This window comes from Streptomyces sp. NPDC005962, assembly GCF_040629205.1.
In the GTDB taxonomy this organism is placed as follows: domain Bacteria; phylum Actinomycetota; class Actinomycetes; order Streptomycetales; family Streptomycetaceae; genus Streptomyces.
The window spans coordinates 417979-431973 of sequence record NZ_JBEXVE010000004.1; the positions used below are offsets into that span (position 1 = coordinate 417979).

Consider the following 13995-nt stretch of genomic DNA (forward strand, 5'->3'; position numbering starts at 1 on the left):
GGTGTGTGAGCGAGGGAGCGGGTCTATGCGTGCTGTGGTGTTCGACGACTTCGGACGCAGGCCCGAGGTACGGACCGTCGACGATCCCACCCCCTCCCGGCGCGGCGTGGTGATCCGCGTCGAGGCCACCGGGCTGTGCCGCAGCGACTGGCACGGCTGGATGGGCCACGACCCGGACATCCGGCTGCCCCACGTCCCCGGCCATGAACTCGCGGGCACGGTCGAGGAGATCGGCCCCGACGTCCTGAACTGGCGTCCCGGCCGCCGGGTCACCGTGCCCTTCGTCTGCGCCTGCGGACGCTGCGCGGCGTGCGCGGACGGCGCCCAGCAGGTGTGCGAGCGGCAGACGCAGCCGGGCTTCACCCACTGGGGCTCGTTCGCCGAGTACGTCGCGATCGAGAACGCCGACGTCAACCTCGTCGGCATCCGCAACGAGCTGCCCTTCACCACCGCCGCCTCGCTCGGCTGCCGCTTCGCGACCGCCTTCCGCGCGGTGGTGACCCAGGGCCGGGTCGCCCCGGGCGAATGGGTCGCGGTACACGGATGCGGCGGGGTCGGACTGTCCGCCATCATGATCGCGGCGGCCTGCGGGGCCCGGGTCGTCGCGGTCGACATCTCCGCCCGGGCGCTCGCCCTGGCCTCCCGCTTCGGCGCGGCGGTCTGCGTGGACGCCTCCTCCACCCTGGGCTCGGTCGCCGAGGCCGTCGCGGACGCGACGGGCGGCGGCGCCCATGTCTCCGTCGACGCGCTGGGCTCTCCCCGTACCTGCGCGGCCTCCGTGGGCAGCCTCCGCCGCCACGGCCGCCACGTCCAGATCGGCCTGCTGCCGCCCGCCGCCGGAAACCCGATGCTCCCGATGGACCGGGTGATCGCCCTCGAACTCCAACTGCTGGGCAGCCACGGCATGGCCGCCCACGCGTACGGGCCGATGATGGCGATGGTCGACGCCGGAAAACTGCGCCCGGACCTCCTGGTAACCGACCTCATAGGCCTGGACGCCGTCCCCGAGGCCCTCTCCGCCCTCCCCTCGGCCGCCAAGGGCGGAGTAACGGTGATAGAACCCCACCGCGCCCCGTCACCCACCCGCTGACGGAAGGCGAACTCCGGCGATTCACCGCCCGGTTGAGCCCGCCGCGGGTTCGCCGGGCGCCGCCCGGACACCGGCTCGCGACGCGGGAGCGGGCGCGGGTCCGCGACCTCGCGGCGTGATACCGCCCATCGCGGGCCCCGTGCCGAGCCCGGCGATCAGCAGCCCGGCGCCGGTCAGGAGCGCCGGTTTGGCGTGGCCGCTGCGCAGAATGGCGGCGGCCTGGAAGAAGAACCCGCCGGTCAGCAGGGCGCTGTAGGTGCGGTGCCGGAAGAGACGGAGCGGCAGCACGGGGACGGACACGCGGCGCTCGACGGGAACGAGCAGGGCGAGCGGCAGGGGCGCCCGCGGGTGGATCTGGACCCGCCGGTTCCGCTGCGTCTAGCCTTGGCCACGACCTGATGTCCCATCACGTGGCATGAGCGGGGCCGTCGTGTGCCCTGTTGTGATGCCCCGTGCCGTACGCCGTGGGTGGGTACGGCCGGTGACAGCCGCCGCTCGCCCAGGAAGTACTCCATCATGACCACTACTCCCTCAACGGCGCCCGACATCCTCTCCCCGGAGTTCGCGGCGGACCCGTACCCCGCCTACCGGGCCATGCGCGAGGACTTTCCGCTGATCCACCACCACGCGACGGGCAGCTACATCGTCTCCCGCTACGAAGACGTCGCCCGGGCCTTCAAGGACCCGGTGTACACCAGCCACAACTACGACTGGCAGATCGAGCCGGTGCACGGCCGGACCATTCTCCAAATGGACGGGCGCGAACACTCCGTGCGCCGCGCGCTGGTGGCGCCCGCCTTCCGGGGGAAGGACCTGAGGGAGAAGTTCCTGCCCGTCATCGAGCGCAACTCCCGCGAACTGATCGACGCCTTCCGGAACGAGCCGGAAGCCGATCTGGTGGGCCAGTACGCGACCCGTTTCCCGATCAACGTGATCGTCGACATGCTCGGCTTGAACCGGGAGGACCATGACCGGTTCCACGTCTGGTACACCTCGATGATCGACTTCCTGGGCAACCTGAGCCAGGACTCCGAGGTCGCGGCGGCGGGGCTGCGCACGCGGGAAGAACTCGCCGCCTACATGATCCCGATCATCCAGGACCGGCGCGCGCACCCGGGCGACGATCTGCTCTCCGTCCTGTGTACCGCCGAGATCGACGGCACGCGGATGAGCGACGAGGACATCAAGGCGTTCGTCAGCCTGCTGCTGGCGGCGGGCGGCGAGACCACGGACAAGGCCATCGCCGGTCTCTTCCGCAATCTGCTGGCCCATCCGGAGCAACTGGCGGCCGTGCGCGAGGACCGTACGCTCATCCCGGCGGCCTTCGCCGAGACGCTGCGCTTTACGCCTCCCGTGCACATGATCTTCCGTCAGCCATCGGAGGACGTGGAGGTGAGCGGTGGCACGATTCCGGCGGGTGCCACCGTCACCTGCCTGATCGGAGCGGCCAACCGTGACGGGAGCCGTTACGCCGATCCCGACGCGTTCAACATCTTCCGTGAGGATCTGACGACCGGCAGTGCTTTCTCGGCCGCCGCGGACCATCTGGCGTTCGCCCTCGGGCGGCACTTCTGCGTGGGGGCGCTCCTGGCGAAGACCGAGATCGAGGTGGGCGTCAACCACCTGCTGGACGCCTTCCCGGCTATGACCTTCGCCGATGGTGAGGTCCCCACCGAGACAGGGGTGTTCACCCGGGGCCCCAGCTCACTGCGGGTGCGGTTCGGCCAGCGGGCCTGACCTGCGCGTTTCAGTTGGGCCTGTTGAGCTGGGGTGACTGTGGCGGGCCGTGGCTGTCGGCAGGTGGACATGTCCGGGGCCCACCGCTTCCGCAACGCCTCCGCCACCGCACCCATGCGCATCCTGTGCATCTACGCTTCAGTGGACGCCACGCGCACCCTCGTCGACGCCGGACATGCCAAACCGGCCGAAACCGGCCGCTGGCACCACAACCGTTCAAGACCAGGAGAGCCACCACCGTGATCACCGAGATCGCCCAGATCGAGATCCTCCCCGGCAAGGAGGAGGACTTCGAGCAGGCCGTGGCCGAGGCGCGGCCCCTCTTCGTGGCGGCCGACGGCTGCCACGGAATCGACCTGCACCGCAGTGTCGAGCACCCCACGCGTTACCGGCTCATCGTCCAGTGGGAAACGCTGGAGCACCACACCGTCGCCTTCCGCGGCTCCGAGGACTTCACCCGGTGGCGGGCCCTCGCCGGGCCCCATTTCGCCGCTCCGCCGCAGGTCGAGCACGTGTACTCCGTCCTCGCCTCTTAACGTCGACGGCCGGGATCGCACCGGTCCCGGCCGGTCCCGGCCCGACGCCGCGAGCACCTGTCGACCGTCAGCTGATCGAGGGCAAGCGGCGAGCCCACAACCGGCTGGGCTTCGCGGTCCAGATGACGACCGCGCGGTACCTCGGAGTGTTCCTGGACGATCCCGTCGACGTGCCGGCCAGGGTGGTCGACTACCTCGCCGAACAGCTCCACATCGCGGACGCGTCGGTGCTGAAGGCGTACGGGGAGCGGGAGAACACCCGGCTGGCGCACGTACGGGAGCTGCGGCAGGTGCTGGAGTACCGGGAGTTCGCCGGGGCGGAGGCCGAGCTGCGGGCGTGGGTGGACGCGCGGGCGTGGAATCGATCGACAGTCAGTCCGTCAGTCGTCCCAAGGACACTCAAGGTTTCGTCCTGCTGCCGTGACGTTGGATCGTGGAAGATCATCAGGCTGGTGGATGCATGCCCGGCGGCTGGTCGGAGGCTACGAACGCAACCCCGCCCATGCGGAAGCGATGCTCAACACGGCCGTCATCACGCCGAGGACCCGCCGCCCGACCCGGCTCCGCTGCTCCCCCACCGCAGCGCCGCCCCGGCCCGCCGAACTCGTCGCGGCGGCGTGACCTGCCCCGGGGGGCGTTTGACTGGCGGTTGGTGTTCAGCGACGCGTAGCGCTGACGGTCGGCAGCATCAGGCAGGCCGGATTGTCCTGTTAGTACGCGAGCTGTCCGATGCCTCCGTCGACGCGCAGCACGGTCCCAGCGGTGTAGGCGGACTCGTCCGAGGCGAGGTAGACCGCCGCCTTGGCCAGCTCGGTGGTGGTTCCCAGGCGGTGGAGTGGCACGGTCTGCCGGAGTTCCTCGTAGAGGGCGCTCTGGCGCTCGGGGCCGAGGGGCGCGAACGCGTTGGTGATGGTCGGGCCCGGGCTCAGTCCGTTGACGCGGATGCCCCGGTCCCTCAGCTCGTAGGTCAGTCCGCGGGTGTAGGAGAGCAGGCCCGCTTTGGCCGCGCCGTAGACCGTCGCGTTCTCGTGTCCGATGTAGGCGGAGACCGAGCCGACGAGGATGACGGAGGACTGCTGCGAGAAGAGCGGCAGCAGGTCCTTGATCAGGAAGAACGGCGACTTGAGATTGGTCGCGAGGAGCCTGTCGAACGCCTCCTCGGTCCATGCCTCGATGGGGAGGTGGGTGATGTCGGCGGCGTTGCTCATCAGGATGTCGAGCTTCGGCCATTCCTGACGCAGCCGCGCGGCGAGCGCCGCCTGGCCGGGTACGTCGCCGGCGTCGCCGGCGATGGTCAGCAGTGGGCCCTCCAACTGCCGGGCTGCCTCGTCGAGCTTCTCCTGTGACCGGCCGGTGATGGCGACGGTCGCTCCTTCGGCGAGGAACTGGCGGGCCGTTTCCAGGCCGATGCCGCTCGTCCCTCCGGTGATCAGTGCGTGTTTTCCCGTAAGACGGTTCATAGTTCTGTCTCTCCTCAGATTGCGGTGCGGCCGCCGTCGGCGGCGATGATCGCCCCGGTCATGTAACTGGCCCGGTCACTGGCGAGAAAGGCGATCACGTGGGCCACCTCGGCCGGGTCGGAGGTGCGCTTGAGCGCGGTGGTCAGGCCCATGCCGCCCATGTCCGGGCCCATTGCCGCGACCACCTTGGAGGTGCGCATCGGGCCCGGTGAGACGGCGTTGACCCGCACGTTCGAGGCGGCGAACTCCGCCGCCCAGGTGCGGGTCAGTGATTCGAGCGCGGCCTTGGTGGCGCCGTAGACGGCCATGCCCGGCATGCCGAGGCCGGCCGCGGTGGAGCTGACGTTGACGATGCTGCCGCCACCACTCGCGGCCATCTTCTCCGCGAGCAGGGCGGTGAGCAGGAACGGAGCGCGCACGTTGACCGCGAAGGCGGCGTCGTAGCCCGCGAGGTCCTGCCCGGTGGTCGGGGAGAACGTCATCACGCTCGCGTTGTTGATCAGGATGTCGACGTCTCCGGCCTCCTCGACCAGCTGCCGCACGCCCGCCGGGTCGGACACGTCCGCCGCGACGAAGCGCACCGTCCCGGAGGACTCTCCACCGGCTGCGCGGAGGTCGTCCACGACCTGGGCGCCGCGCTGCGGATCGGTGCCGGTCAAGATCAGGTCGGCTCCGCCCGCGGCCAGCACCCTGGCCGTCGCGTGCCCGAGTCCGCCGATCGCGCCGGACCCGGTGACGAGCGCCGTCTTGCCCGCAAATTCCATTGTTTCGCCCTTCGTGCCGGTCAGTGAGCGACGACTTCCGTGCGTCCGTTCAAGAAGTGTCGCAACGGAAAGCTACGACTTCTTGAACGTCGAGTCAAGAAGTCGTAGTCTTGGGCACGTGGCACGAACCGGACGCCCCCGCGAGTTCAACAAGGAACAGACGCTGGAGCGCGCACTCGAACTGTTCTGGTCCCGGGGATACGGGGCGACGTCGATCCAGGACCTGGTCGACGCGCTGGCCATCGAGCGCGGCAGCCTCTACGGCGCGTTCGGTGACAAGCGCCGCTTCTACCTGGACGCCGTCAGGCTCTACTGGGAGGTGTACGAGCGGCACCTGACCACCGCGCTCGACACCACCCCGCTCCTGCCGGCGCTGCGCGAGATCCTGACCCATCCGGCGCGGCTGGACGAACTGATCTCCGACAGGGGTGTGCCGCAGGGTTGCCTGGTCGGCAACACGACCGCCGAGCTCGTCCCCCAGGACAGCGAAGCCACAGAGATCGTCACCCGCTCGTACCACCGCTTCACCGACATCGTCGCCGGCGCACTCCGCCGCGCACAGGCCGCCGGAGAGGTCACGACCAACTCCTCGCCCGAGGCCCAGGCGCAGCTCCTGCTCTACATCGTCCAGGGCCTGTCACTCGTATCGAGGGCGGGGCTCGATCAGAGGGCGGCGCTGACGGCGATCGACACGGCGGTGGACGGGTTGCGGGCGTGACCGGGCCCTTCCACGCGCGACCGGTTCGCTCCAGAGGCCCCCAGCGGCACTGACACCGCAAACTTGGTCAGGCGGTGACTCCCGCAGTCATGTCGGAACGGCCTCCGTAGTCACGCGCACAGCCACTGGTGGCGTACTTCGCGGCCTGGGCCAGGGCCATCAGCGGACGTCCATCCGTTCGGCGACGGTGTTCACCGCATAGGCAAGCACATTGCGTACGCCGACGGGTACCACGTCCAGGCCGGGGGTGAGCAGTTCGGCTTCGGTCTGCGCGAGGAGGGTCCTGAAGCCCAGGGTGTCCCTGATGTCCACCACGGGAGCGAGCCTACGGCCTGACGCGGGGCGGCCGGTCCCCGGTGGCGCCGGTTGCCCGTGTGGGTGGACGACGGCGCTCCGGGGCCCGGCCGGGGAGGTTCCGTGCGGGGTGTAGCAGTTCGGGTCGGTGCAACGGAGGCTTAGCGCCGGTTTTCGTTCCGATATTCCTCGACCCCCGGGCCCTACGGCACGCGCACGGTCCCCCGCACCACCCGCACCCGGTCCCCAGCGGCCGGATCGGCCGCGATCGCCGGGACGTTGGCGGGCGTCAGCTCGGGGGCGCGGCCCGGCTCACCGCCGCGTGGCACCGTCCGCACCACCTGGCTGGGCGGAAGTTCCCCGCCCCGCCCCCGCAACCGCTGCCACATCACGTCCAGCGCCTGCTGGTAGTAGTACCCGAGCGGGACGTAGCGGTTGTCGAGCCCCGGCGTCTGCGCGTCGCTGTGGTGGGCGTGGGTGACCTCGACGTAGCTGACGGTGGAATTCCCCTGCTGCGCACGTGTGTTGAGCCCCAGATACGGCCGCGAGCTGTGGTTCACGGGCACCCGTGCGTCGTCCCGGCCGTGCACGATGAGCGCCGGTTTGCCGTGCAGATCGCCGCTGCGGCGCGTGGCGTCCAGCCCGGAGGCCAGCCGCGCCGCCCATGTCCGGTCGGCGGGCGGCGCGTCCGCGCGCGGAAAGGCGAGCCGGTACACACAGCGTTCGCCGCGCAGGTTGTAGTCGTGACGGCCGTCCGCCCCAGGGGACTTGCTGTCCGCGACGGGCCCACCGGGCGCGTTCTCGTCGATCAGCACCCCCGGGACGGGCGCCCGTCCCGGGCTGGTGCCGAAGGCGGCGGCCAGCTCGGCGCGGCGGTACGGCACCGGGGCGCCGGAGCCGTCGGTCCGCGCCCACCCATAGCCGCACAGCGCGTCGTCCACCGAGGCCCGTGCATAGCTCATCGCGTACGAGGCCGGGGTCTGCGGATCGTAGTGCGAGAGCTGCAAGTACCCGGACCGCAACTGGAATCCGGCGCGTACGAGGGCCCGCGCGGCGAGCCGCGGCAGACCGTCCTCCCCCGCGCGCGCGGCGTCGCGGCGGGTGATGAGCCGGGGGTCGTCGCCGACCAGCGCCGCGCACCGGCGGCGCGCGGCGGGCACGTCCAGGGTGGCGTAGCCCGGCGCGGAGGGCTCGGTGAGCGCGGCGCACGGCTGGAGCAGCGAGGCCAGGGAGTTGTACCGGATCAGCGGCAGACCCGCCGCGGGGACGGCGCGCCCGGCCTGGCGCACCCGGATGCCGTTCAGCGGGGCGAGGTTCATCTGCGGTTCGGAGGCGACGACGGCGTCGACGAGCCCGGTTCGGTCGTCCTCGCCCGCGGCGACGGCCGCGCCGCCGCCGTTGGAGACGCCGGTGGCCAGGACCGTGGTGGTGGCCGCGGTGTAGCCGCCGCGGGGCGCGCCGCTTCGCCGGTCGCGGTTCAGGACGGCGAGCGCGAGCCGCACCGAGCGCAGCACGTCGCGCCCCCAGGTGGCCTGCGGATCGGTCCGGGAGTGCGCCATCTTGTACGCCACGCGGTACGGGCGCGCGGCGTCGAAGCGGGCCCGCTCGGCGTCGGTCAGCCCGGGGTCGAAGGCGCTGCGGCCCCCAACTTGCGTACGTGGCCCGGTCGTTCCGTCGTAGGCCATGACGGTGCCGGAGTGCAGATCGTCGAAGGCCGGGCCCATGCCCTTGTCGGTGTAGGCGACGGCGCACCGGCGGTGCAGGCCCCAGGCCCCGGCCGTGCCGGTCATGCTGTAGACGCCGCCGAGTCCGGTCGCGGGCGCGGCCACCACGCAGGGCCGGGCGCGGTCGAAGGTGTCCGGCACCTGGACGACGAAGCTCACGCTGTCCGCGCCGCGCCCCGCCACCGCCCGGTACTCGGTGCCCGCGATCCGGCCGTCGCCGGGCAGCGGGCGGCCCCGGTCGACGTCGGCCCCGTACAGCCGCCCCAGTCCGCCACCGGACCCGGCCGACATTCCGGCGGACGCCCAGATGGCTTGGCGGCGCAGCTCGGCGGTGGTGGGCCGGTCGGGGTCGGCGGGGGCGGGCAGCGGGCCGCGCAGCCCGTCGAAGCCGAGCCCGGCGGTGAGCAGATCGTCGCCCGTGCCGTCGTAGTGGACGGAGGTGAGGTGGTGGAATCCGGGCGGCGGCAGGGCCCTGTCCGCCGCGGCGACGGGGTTGAGGGACGCCGCGGTCAGCGCGACGGTCAGCAGACTCACGGACGTAACGTGGCGTCGTTGGCGTCGGCGTACGGATGGCATCGCGGAGGCTCCTCCTCGGGGCGTGGTGGCGGCACGGACGGAGCACGTACGGGTTACAGCGGCACCGCGCCCGTCGCCATGGCGACCGCCGTCATCACCAGCGTCGTGCCGAACGCCCAGCGGAAGATGAACCGCTGGTGTTCGCCGAGCTGCACCCCGCTCATGCCGAGCAGGATGAACGTCGCGGCGGTGAGCGGGGAGAGCGGGAAGCCGGTGGTCATCTGGCCGAGGACGGCGGCGCGGGCGACTTCGGCGGGGTCGGTGCCGAAGGAGTCGGCGGTTCCGGCGAGCACGGGCAGGATGCCGAAGTAGTAGGCGTCGGGGGTGAAGACGAGGCTGAGCGGCATGCTGGTGACGGCGACCAGCGCGGGCAGATGGCCGCCGAGACCGTCGGGGATGACCTCGACGATCGCCTGGGCCATCTTCCCGATCATGCCGGTGCCGGTGAGGATGCCGGTGAACACACCGGCGGCGAAGATCATGGTGGTGACGAGGACGACGCTGTTTCCGTGCCTCTCCAGCAGGGCCTGCTGGTCCTCCCAGCGCGGGTGGTTGACCAGCAGCGCGATGGCGAACGCGAGCACGAACAGCACCGGCAGCGGCATGGCCTCCAGCACCAGGCCGGTCAGCAGGGCCAGGGTGAGCAGCAGGTTGAAGACGGTGAGCGCGGTGCCCGCCCGCGCGGCCACCCGCGGCGTGCCCGGGCCGTCGCCGGCGGCCGCCGCCGGAACCGGCCCCGGGTCGGGCGCGGTCAGTGCGCCCAGCCGGGCGCGCTCCCGGCGGCCGATGGCGTACGAGGCGAACAGCACCCAGACGATGCCCGCGGCGAAGGCGGGCAGCAGCGGGGTGATGATGTCCGGGGTGTCCAGCTTGAGGGCGGCGGCGGCCCGCGCGGTCGGGCCGCCCCAGGGGATCAGGTTCATCACACCCGCGCCGAGGGCGACGACCCCGGCGAGCACGAGCCGGCTCATGCCGAGCCGCCGGTAGACGGGCAGCAGCGCGGAGATGGAGATGAGGAAGGTCGAGGAGCCGTCACCGTCGAGCCCGACGCACATGGTGAGGACGGCCGTGCCGACCGTGACGCGCAGCGGATCGTTCTTCGCGATGCGCAGGATGGCGCGGATCAGCGGTTCGAAGAGCCCCGCGTCGATCATCAGGCTGAAGTAGAGCACCGCGAAGGCGATCATGATGCCGGTGGGGGCCACCTGGGACAGCCCGTCGAGCGCCATCGGGCCGAGGTCGTGCCCGTAACCGCCGATGACCGCGGCGACCACCGGCGTCAGCACGAGGGCGACCAGCACCGAGACCCGTTTGAACATGGTGAGCAGCAGGAAGCCGCCGATCGTGCAGAATCCCAGGGCTGCCAGCATGGGCCGCTCGCTTCCTCGTCCGGTCAGGTGTTGCCGAAGAGTGTCGGAGCGGCGAAAGATCCGCGTCCAGCATCGAACACAGATCTATCCATGCGTTCTGCGCAACAGTTCCCCCGGGCGGCGCTCCCGCATACGCTCGCCGACCATGGACGTCACTCTGCGCCAGCTCACGGCGTACTCCGCGGTCGCCCGCGCGGTGAGCTTCACCGCCGCGGCCGCCGAACTGCATGTGTCCCAGTCCTCCTTGAGCCGTGCGGTCGCCGATCTGGAACGCACCCTCGGCATGCGGCTGCTGGAACGCGACACCCGCAATGTGGAACTCACCCCCGCCGGGGCGGAGGCGCTGCGCATCGCCGACCAGATCCTCTCCGCACACCGGGCGGGCCTCGCCCAGCTGGGCCGCTATGTGGCGGGCGAGCGCGGCGCCGTGTCGCTGGCCACCCTCCCCTCGGTGGCGGCCGTCCTCCTGCCCCCGGTCATCTCCGCCTTCCGCGCCCGGCGCCCCGAGATGACCGTACGGCTCCTGGACGGACTGGAACGCTCGGTGCTCCAGCGGGTCGTGGACGGCGACGCCGACTTCGCCGTGAGCACGGTCCCCCGCCACCGGGCGACCGGCGGCATACGGCTGCGGCCCCTGGTGCGCGACCGCTTCCACGCGGTGCTCCCCGAACACCATCCGCTCGCCGCGCGGGACGAGGTCACCTGGGAGCAGCTCGGTCAGGAACCGTTCCTCGCGGTCGGTACGGACTCCAGCGTCCGCCGCATGACGGACGCCGCCTTCGCCCAGGCGGGCCGGGACACCGCCCCGGCGGCCGAGGCGACGAGCGTGGCCACGGTGGGCGGCCTGGTGGCGGCGGGGCTCGGCGTCTCCGCCCTCCCTGCCCTGGTCCACCCCCTGATCCCGCCGGGCCCGCTGGTCCGCCGCCCGCTGGTCGCCCCGGTGCTGGAGCGCCGTCTGTACGTCGTCCTCCCGGCGCACCGGGCGCTGCCGCCGGGCGCGGGGCGCTTCCTGGAGGAGCTGGAGGCGTTCAGATCGGCGGGCCACGAGCTCCCGGAGGGCGTGGTGTGGGAGGAGGCGGACGAGGGCTGAGCCGAAGGCCCCTCGCGAGACCATTGCGAGCTCCTTGCGAGCCCCTCCCGAGATCCTTGCGATATCCGCATGAATTGATGTTTCTTCAATGCTGGACCCGCATATCCCCCACCCCGCAGCCTGAACCGCATGGAGGACCACACCAGCACACGGCAGGGACAGCTCGCGGGGCTCAGGGTGGTGGAGTTCGCCCACGTCGTGGCGGGCCCGCTCGCCGGGGGCATGCTCGCCGACCAGGGAGCCGACGTCGTCCACGTCGAGCCGCCGGGCGACGGGGACGCCGCCCGGGCCATGGGGCCCCGCCGGGACGGAATCCCGCTCTGGTTCAAGGTCGCGGGCCGCAACAAGCGCTCCGTGACGCTCGATCTGCACCATGAGACGGGCCGGGAAGTCGCCCGGGAACTGGTCGCCTGGGCCGATGTGGTGATCGTGACGCTGCGCGCCGGGCGGCTGCGCGCCTGGGGGCTGGACTGGGAGGCCGTCCACGCGCTCAACCCCCGCGCCATCCTGCTCCAGATCTCCGGCTTCGGCGCCACCTCCTCCCGCGCGGACGCCCCCGGTTTCGGCAAGATGGGCGAGGCCCGCAGCGGGGTCGTCCATCTGACCGGCTTCCCCGACGGCCCGCCCGTGCACACCGGCTTCTCGCACGGCGACGCCGTCACCGGCCTGATGGGCGCGTTCGCGGTGCTCGCCGCGCTGCACCGCCGCGACACCGACCCGGACTTCGACGGCGAGTGGATCGACCTGGCCCTCTTCGAACCCCTCTACCGCCTCGTCGAGTGGCAGATCATCGCCTACGACCAGCTCGGCACGGCCCCCGAGCGGGCGGGCAACCAGCTCGCGGTCGCGCCCGCCGCCGTCATCAACACCTACCGCAGCGCCGACGACGACTGGCTCACCGTCACCTCCGCCACCACCCGCTCGGTGCGCAACGTGGTACGGCTGCTCGGCCTGCCCGACGACGAGTTCGCCACCGTCGAGCAGCAGCACGCGGGCCGCGACCGGCTCGACGCGGCGCTGAGCGAGTGGGTGGCCGAGCGCCCCTCGGCCGAATGCCTGGCGGAGTTCGAACGCGCGGAGGTGGTGGCCTCCCGCGTCTTCACCGCCGCCGACATCGTGGCCGACCCCGTCTACGCCGAGCGCGAGGACATCATCACCGTCGACGACCCCGACCTCGGCCCGGTCCGGATGCAGGCGGTCATCCCGCACTTCCGCCGCGCTCCCGGCGCGGTGTGGCGCACCGGCCCGGCGCTCGGCGAGGACAACGCCCTGGTCTACGGGGAGTGGCTCGGCATCGACGACAAGCGGCGGACGAAGCTGGAGGACGACGGTGTCATCTGAACCACCTGGCCGGGCGCCCCTGCGCTCCCTGCTCTTCGTCCCGGGCAGCCGAACCGACTGGCTGCCCAAGGCCGAAGCGGCGGGCGCCGACGCCGCGATCCTCGACCTGGAGGACGCGGTCCCCGACGACGGCAAGGCGGCGGCGCTCGACGCCGTGACCCAGGCCATCGACCGGGCAACGTCGCGCATGCGGCTGTTCGTACGCGTCAACTCGCTCGACCGCGCGGCGGGCTGGCAAGCCGCCGACGAACTGCGCGCCGTGGCCCGCCCCGGCCTCTACGGCATCGTGCTGCCCAAGGTCGACCACGCCGACGACGTACGCGCCGCCGACCGGATGCTGGCGTGGTGCGAACGCCACCACGGGCTGCCCGAGGGCCACTTCGCGCTCGTCCCCCTGCTGGAGACGGCGCGCGGGCTGCGCGAGGCCTACGACATCGCCCGCGCCGCCGACCGCATCGCCCACCTGGGCGCGCTCACCGGCCCCGGCGGGGACGTGGAACGCGCCGTGGGCTACCGGTGGAGCGCGGACGGCGACGAGACACGCGAACTGCGCGCCCGGGTCCTGCTCGACGCCCGCGCCGCGGACCGCCCCCACCCGGTGGCCGGGCTGTGGACCGACATCGCGGACCTGGCCGGGCTGCGCCGCTTCGCCGAGCAGAACCGCGCGCTGGGGTACGAGGGGATGGCGGTGATCCACCCTTCCCATGTGCCGGTCGTCAACGAGGTGTTCTCCCCCGGCCCCGACGAGCTGGACCGGTGCGCGCGGCTGATCGCGGCGGTGGAGGAAGCCCAGGCACGGGGGGCCGGGGCCGTACGGTTCGAGGGGCGGATGGTGGACGAGGCGATGGCGGCCACGGCCCGCCACACGCTCGCCCAGCGGATTGGCGGGTGAGCTTCGGCCCGCCTCAGCCGTCCCGCCCGTCCCGGCCACCGCCGAGAGGTACCCCCGCCGACGGCGGACCGTACCCCGGGCGCGGCGCGCCCGTACGGTCGAGCGGGCATGCCGCCGCCCACACCACCCCGCCGGGGGCACCACCCCTCGGGCGGGGGCACCACCGCCCCGCCGGAGCACCCGGCGCGGAGGCCGCCCAAGAGCCTTCCGACGTACCCGTCCACCCCTGTATGGCCGTCACACGCCCGCCGGGCGGGCGGCACCGTAAGGAGCGTCGCCGCTCGCCCGGGAGCGGGACGCCTCGACCACCGCCGTCCCCGCCGCGCTGCCAGAACGACCAGTAGCGGTACCCCTCGGCGTGCGCGGGCGCGGCACCGGCGAGCACGGCCACGAGCGGCAGCAC

The 13995-nt window shown here is 72.3% G+C and carries 14 protein-coding genes and 1 pseudogene; 9 read left to right on the forward strand and 6 right to left on the reverse strand.

Annotated elements, in window-relative coordinates:
- Window positions 1-25: 25 nt before the first annotated feature.
- Entirely contained in the window at window positions 26-1090 is a 1065-nt protein-coding gene (locus tag ABZ370_RS10200; protein ID WP_358618775.1) for a zinc-dependent alcohol dehydrogenase family protein, read from the forward strand.
- 21 nt (window positions 1091-1111) lie between these two features.
- On the opposite strand, the gene ABZ370_RS10205 is transcribed toward ABZ370_RS10200, so the two are convergent.
- Complete coding sequence (locus ABZ370_RS10205) at window positions 1112-1390, reverse strand: hypothetical protein (protein WP_358618776.1); 279 nt, start codon at window positions 1388-1390, stop codon at window positions 1112-1114.
- A 216-nt stretch (window positions 1391-1606) separates the two neighbouring features.
- Between ABZ370_RS10205 and ABZ370_RS10210 the strand changes: the two genes are divergently transcribed.
- The 4 genes and pseudogenes from ABZ370_RS10210 (at window position 1607) to ABZ370_RS10225 (ending at window position 3984) form a co-directional block, all read left to right on the forward strand.
- A complete protein-coding gene (locus ABZ370_RS10210; protein ID WP_358618778.1) occupies window positions 1607-2827 on the forward strand; it encodes a cytochrome P450 in 1221 nt (406 codons plus the stop codon).
- A gap of 239 nt (window positions 2828-3066) precedes the next feature.
- Window positions 3067-3363 (forward strand): antibiotic biosynthesis monooxygenase family protein, encoded by a 297-nt coding sequence (locus ABZ370_RS10215; RefSeq protein ID WP_358618779.1) that lies wholly within the window; start codon window positions 3067-3069, stop codon window positions 3361-3363.
- 62 nt (window positions 3364-3425) lie between these two features.
- Window positions 3426-3722 (forward strand): annotated as a pseudogene (locus ABZ370_RS10220) (DUF4158 domain-containing protein); the annotation flags it as partial.
- Between the two features lie 97 nt (window positions 3723-3819).
- Window positions 3820-3984, forward strand: coding sequence for a hypothetical protein (locus ABZ370_RS10225; RefSeq protein ID WP_358618781.1), 165 nt, complete (start codon window positions 3820-3822; stop codon window positions 3982-3984).
- A gap of 89 nt (window positions 3985-4073) precedes the next feature.
- Here ABZ370_RS10225 and ABZ370_RS10230 read toward each other — a convergent pair whose 3' ends face one another.
- Both ABZ370_RS10230 and ABZ370_RS10235 read right to left on the reverse strand, forming a co-directional pair.
- A complete protein-coding gene (locus ABZ370_RS10230) occupies window positions 4074-4823 on the reverse strand; it encodes an SDR family oxidoreductase (protein ID WP_358618782.1) in 750 nt (249 codons plus the stop codon).
- Between the two features lie 14 nt (window positions 4824-4837).
- Complete coding sequence (locus tag ABZ370_RS10235) at window positions 4838-5587, reverse strand: SDR family oxidoreductase (RefSeq protein ID WP_358618784.1); 750 nt, start codon at window positions 5585-5587, stop codon at window positions 4838-4840.
- A 118-nt stretch (window positions 5588-5705) separates the two neighbouring features.
- On the opposite strand from ABZ370_RS10235, the gene ABZ370_RS10240 reads away from it, so the two are divergent.
- Window positions 5706-6305, forward strand: a complete 600-nt coding sequence (locus tag ABZ370_RS10240; RefSeq protein ID WP_358618786.1) for a TetR/AcrR family transcriptional regulator — start codon at window positions 5706-5708, stop codon at window positions 6303-6305.
- A 159-nt stretch (window positions 6306-6464) separates the two neighbouring features.
- Here ABZ370_RS10240 and ABZ370_RS10245 read toward each other — a convergent pair whose 3' ends face one another.
- From ABZ370_RS10245 to ABZ370_RS10255, 3 genes are all read right to left on the reverse strand, one after another.
- On the reverse strand, window positions 6465-6620 hold the full coding sequence (locus tag ABZ370_RS10245) for a hypothetical protein (RefSeq protein WP_358618788.1): 156 nt from the start codon (window positions 6618-6620) through the stop codon (window positions 6465-6467).
- A gap of 182 nt (window positions 6621-6802) precedes the next feature.
- A complete protein-coding gene (locus ABZ370_RS10250) occupies window positions 6803-8857 on the reverse strand; it encodes a 3-hydroxybutyrate oligomer hydrolase family protein (protein ID WP_358618790.1) in 2055 nt (684 codons plus the stop codon).
- Between the two features lie 95 nt (window positions 8858-8952).
- On the reverse strand, window positions 8953-10269 hold the full coding sequence (locus ABZ370_RS10255) for a citrate:proton symporter (RefSeq protein WP_358618791.1): 1317 nt from the start codon (window positions 10267-10269) through the stop codon (window positions 8953-8955).
- A gap of 145 nt (window positions 10270-10414) precedes the next feature.
- On the opposite strand from ABZ370_RS10255, the gene ABZ370_RS10260 reads away from it, so the two are divergent.
- The 3 genes from ABZ370_RS10260 (at window position 10415) to ABZ370_RS10270 (ending at window position 13592) form a co-directional block, all read left to right on the forward strand.
- On the forward strand, window positions 10415-11359 hold the full coding sequence (locus ABZ370_RS10260) for a LysR family transcriptional regulator (RefSeq protein WP_358618792.1): 945 nt from the start codon (window positions 10415-10417) through the stop codon (window positions 11357-11359).
- Between the two features lie 129 nt (window positions 11360-11488).
- Window positions 11489-12700 (forward strand): CoA transferase, encoded by a 1212-nt coding sequence (locus ABZ370_RS10265; protein WP_358618793.1) that lies wholly within the window; start codon window positions 11489-11491, stop codon window positions 12698-12700.
- The gene (locus tag ABZ370_RS10270; protein ID WP_358618794.1) at window positions 12690-13592 is read left to right on the forward strand and encodes a CoA ester lyase; all 903 of its coding nucleotides are present in this window, start codon (window positions 12690-12692) and stop codon (window positions 13590-13592) included. Before ABZ370_RS10265 ends, ABZ370_RS10270 begins: the two co-directional genes overlap by 11 nt.
- Window positions 13593-13995: the final 403 nt, after the last annotated feature.

Excerpts from the sequence above, each read along its gene's own strand:
- ABZ370_RS10200 (WP_358618775.1), top strand. The coding sequence starts at position 26 with ATGCGTGCTGTGGTGTTCGACGACTTCGGACGCAGGCCCGAGGTACGG.
- ABZ370_RS10210 (WP_358618778.1), top strand. The coding sequence starts at position 1,607 with ATGACCACTACTCCCTCAACGGCGCCCGACATCCTCTCCCCGGAGTTC.
- ABZ370_RS10225 (WP_358618781.1), top strand. The coding sequence starts at position 3,820 with ATGCATGCCCGGCGGCTGGTCGGAGGCTACGAACGCAACCCCGCCCAT.
- ABZ370_RS10230 (WP_358618782.1), bottom strand. The coding sequence starts at position 4,823 with ATGAACCGTCTTACGGGAAAACACGCACTGATCACCGGAGGGACGAGC.
- ABZ370_RS10235 (WP_358618784.1), bottom strand. The coding sequence starts at position 5,587 with ATGGAATTTGCGGGCAAGACGGCGCTCGTCACCGGGTCCGGCGCGATC.
- ABZ370_RS10255 (WP_358618791.1), bottom strand. The coding sequence starts at position 10,269 with ATGCTGGCAGCCCTGGGATTCTGCACGATCGGCGGCTTCCTGCTGCTC.
- ABZ370_RS10260 (WP_358618792.1), top strand. The coding sequence starts at position 10,415 with ATGGACGTCACTCTGCGCCAGCTCACGGCGTACTCCGCGGTCGCCCGC.
- ABZ370_RS10265 (WP_358618793.1), top strand. The coding sequence starts at position 11,489 with ATGGAGGACCACACCAGCACACGGCAGGGACAGCTCGCGGGGCTCAGG.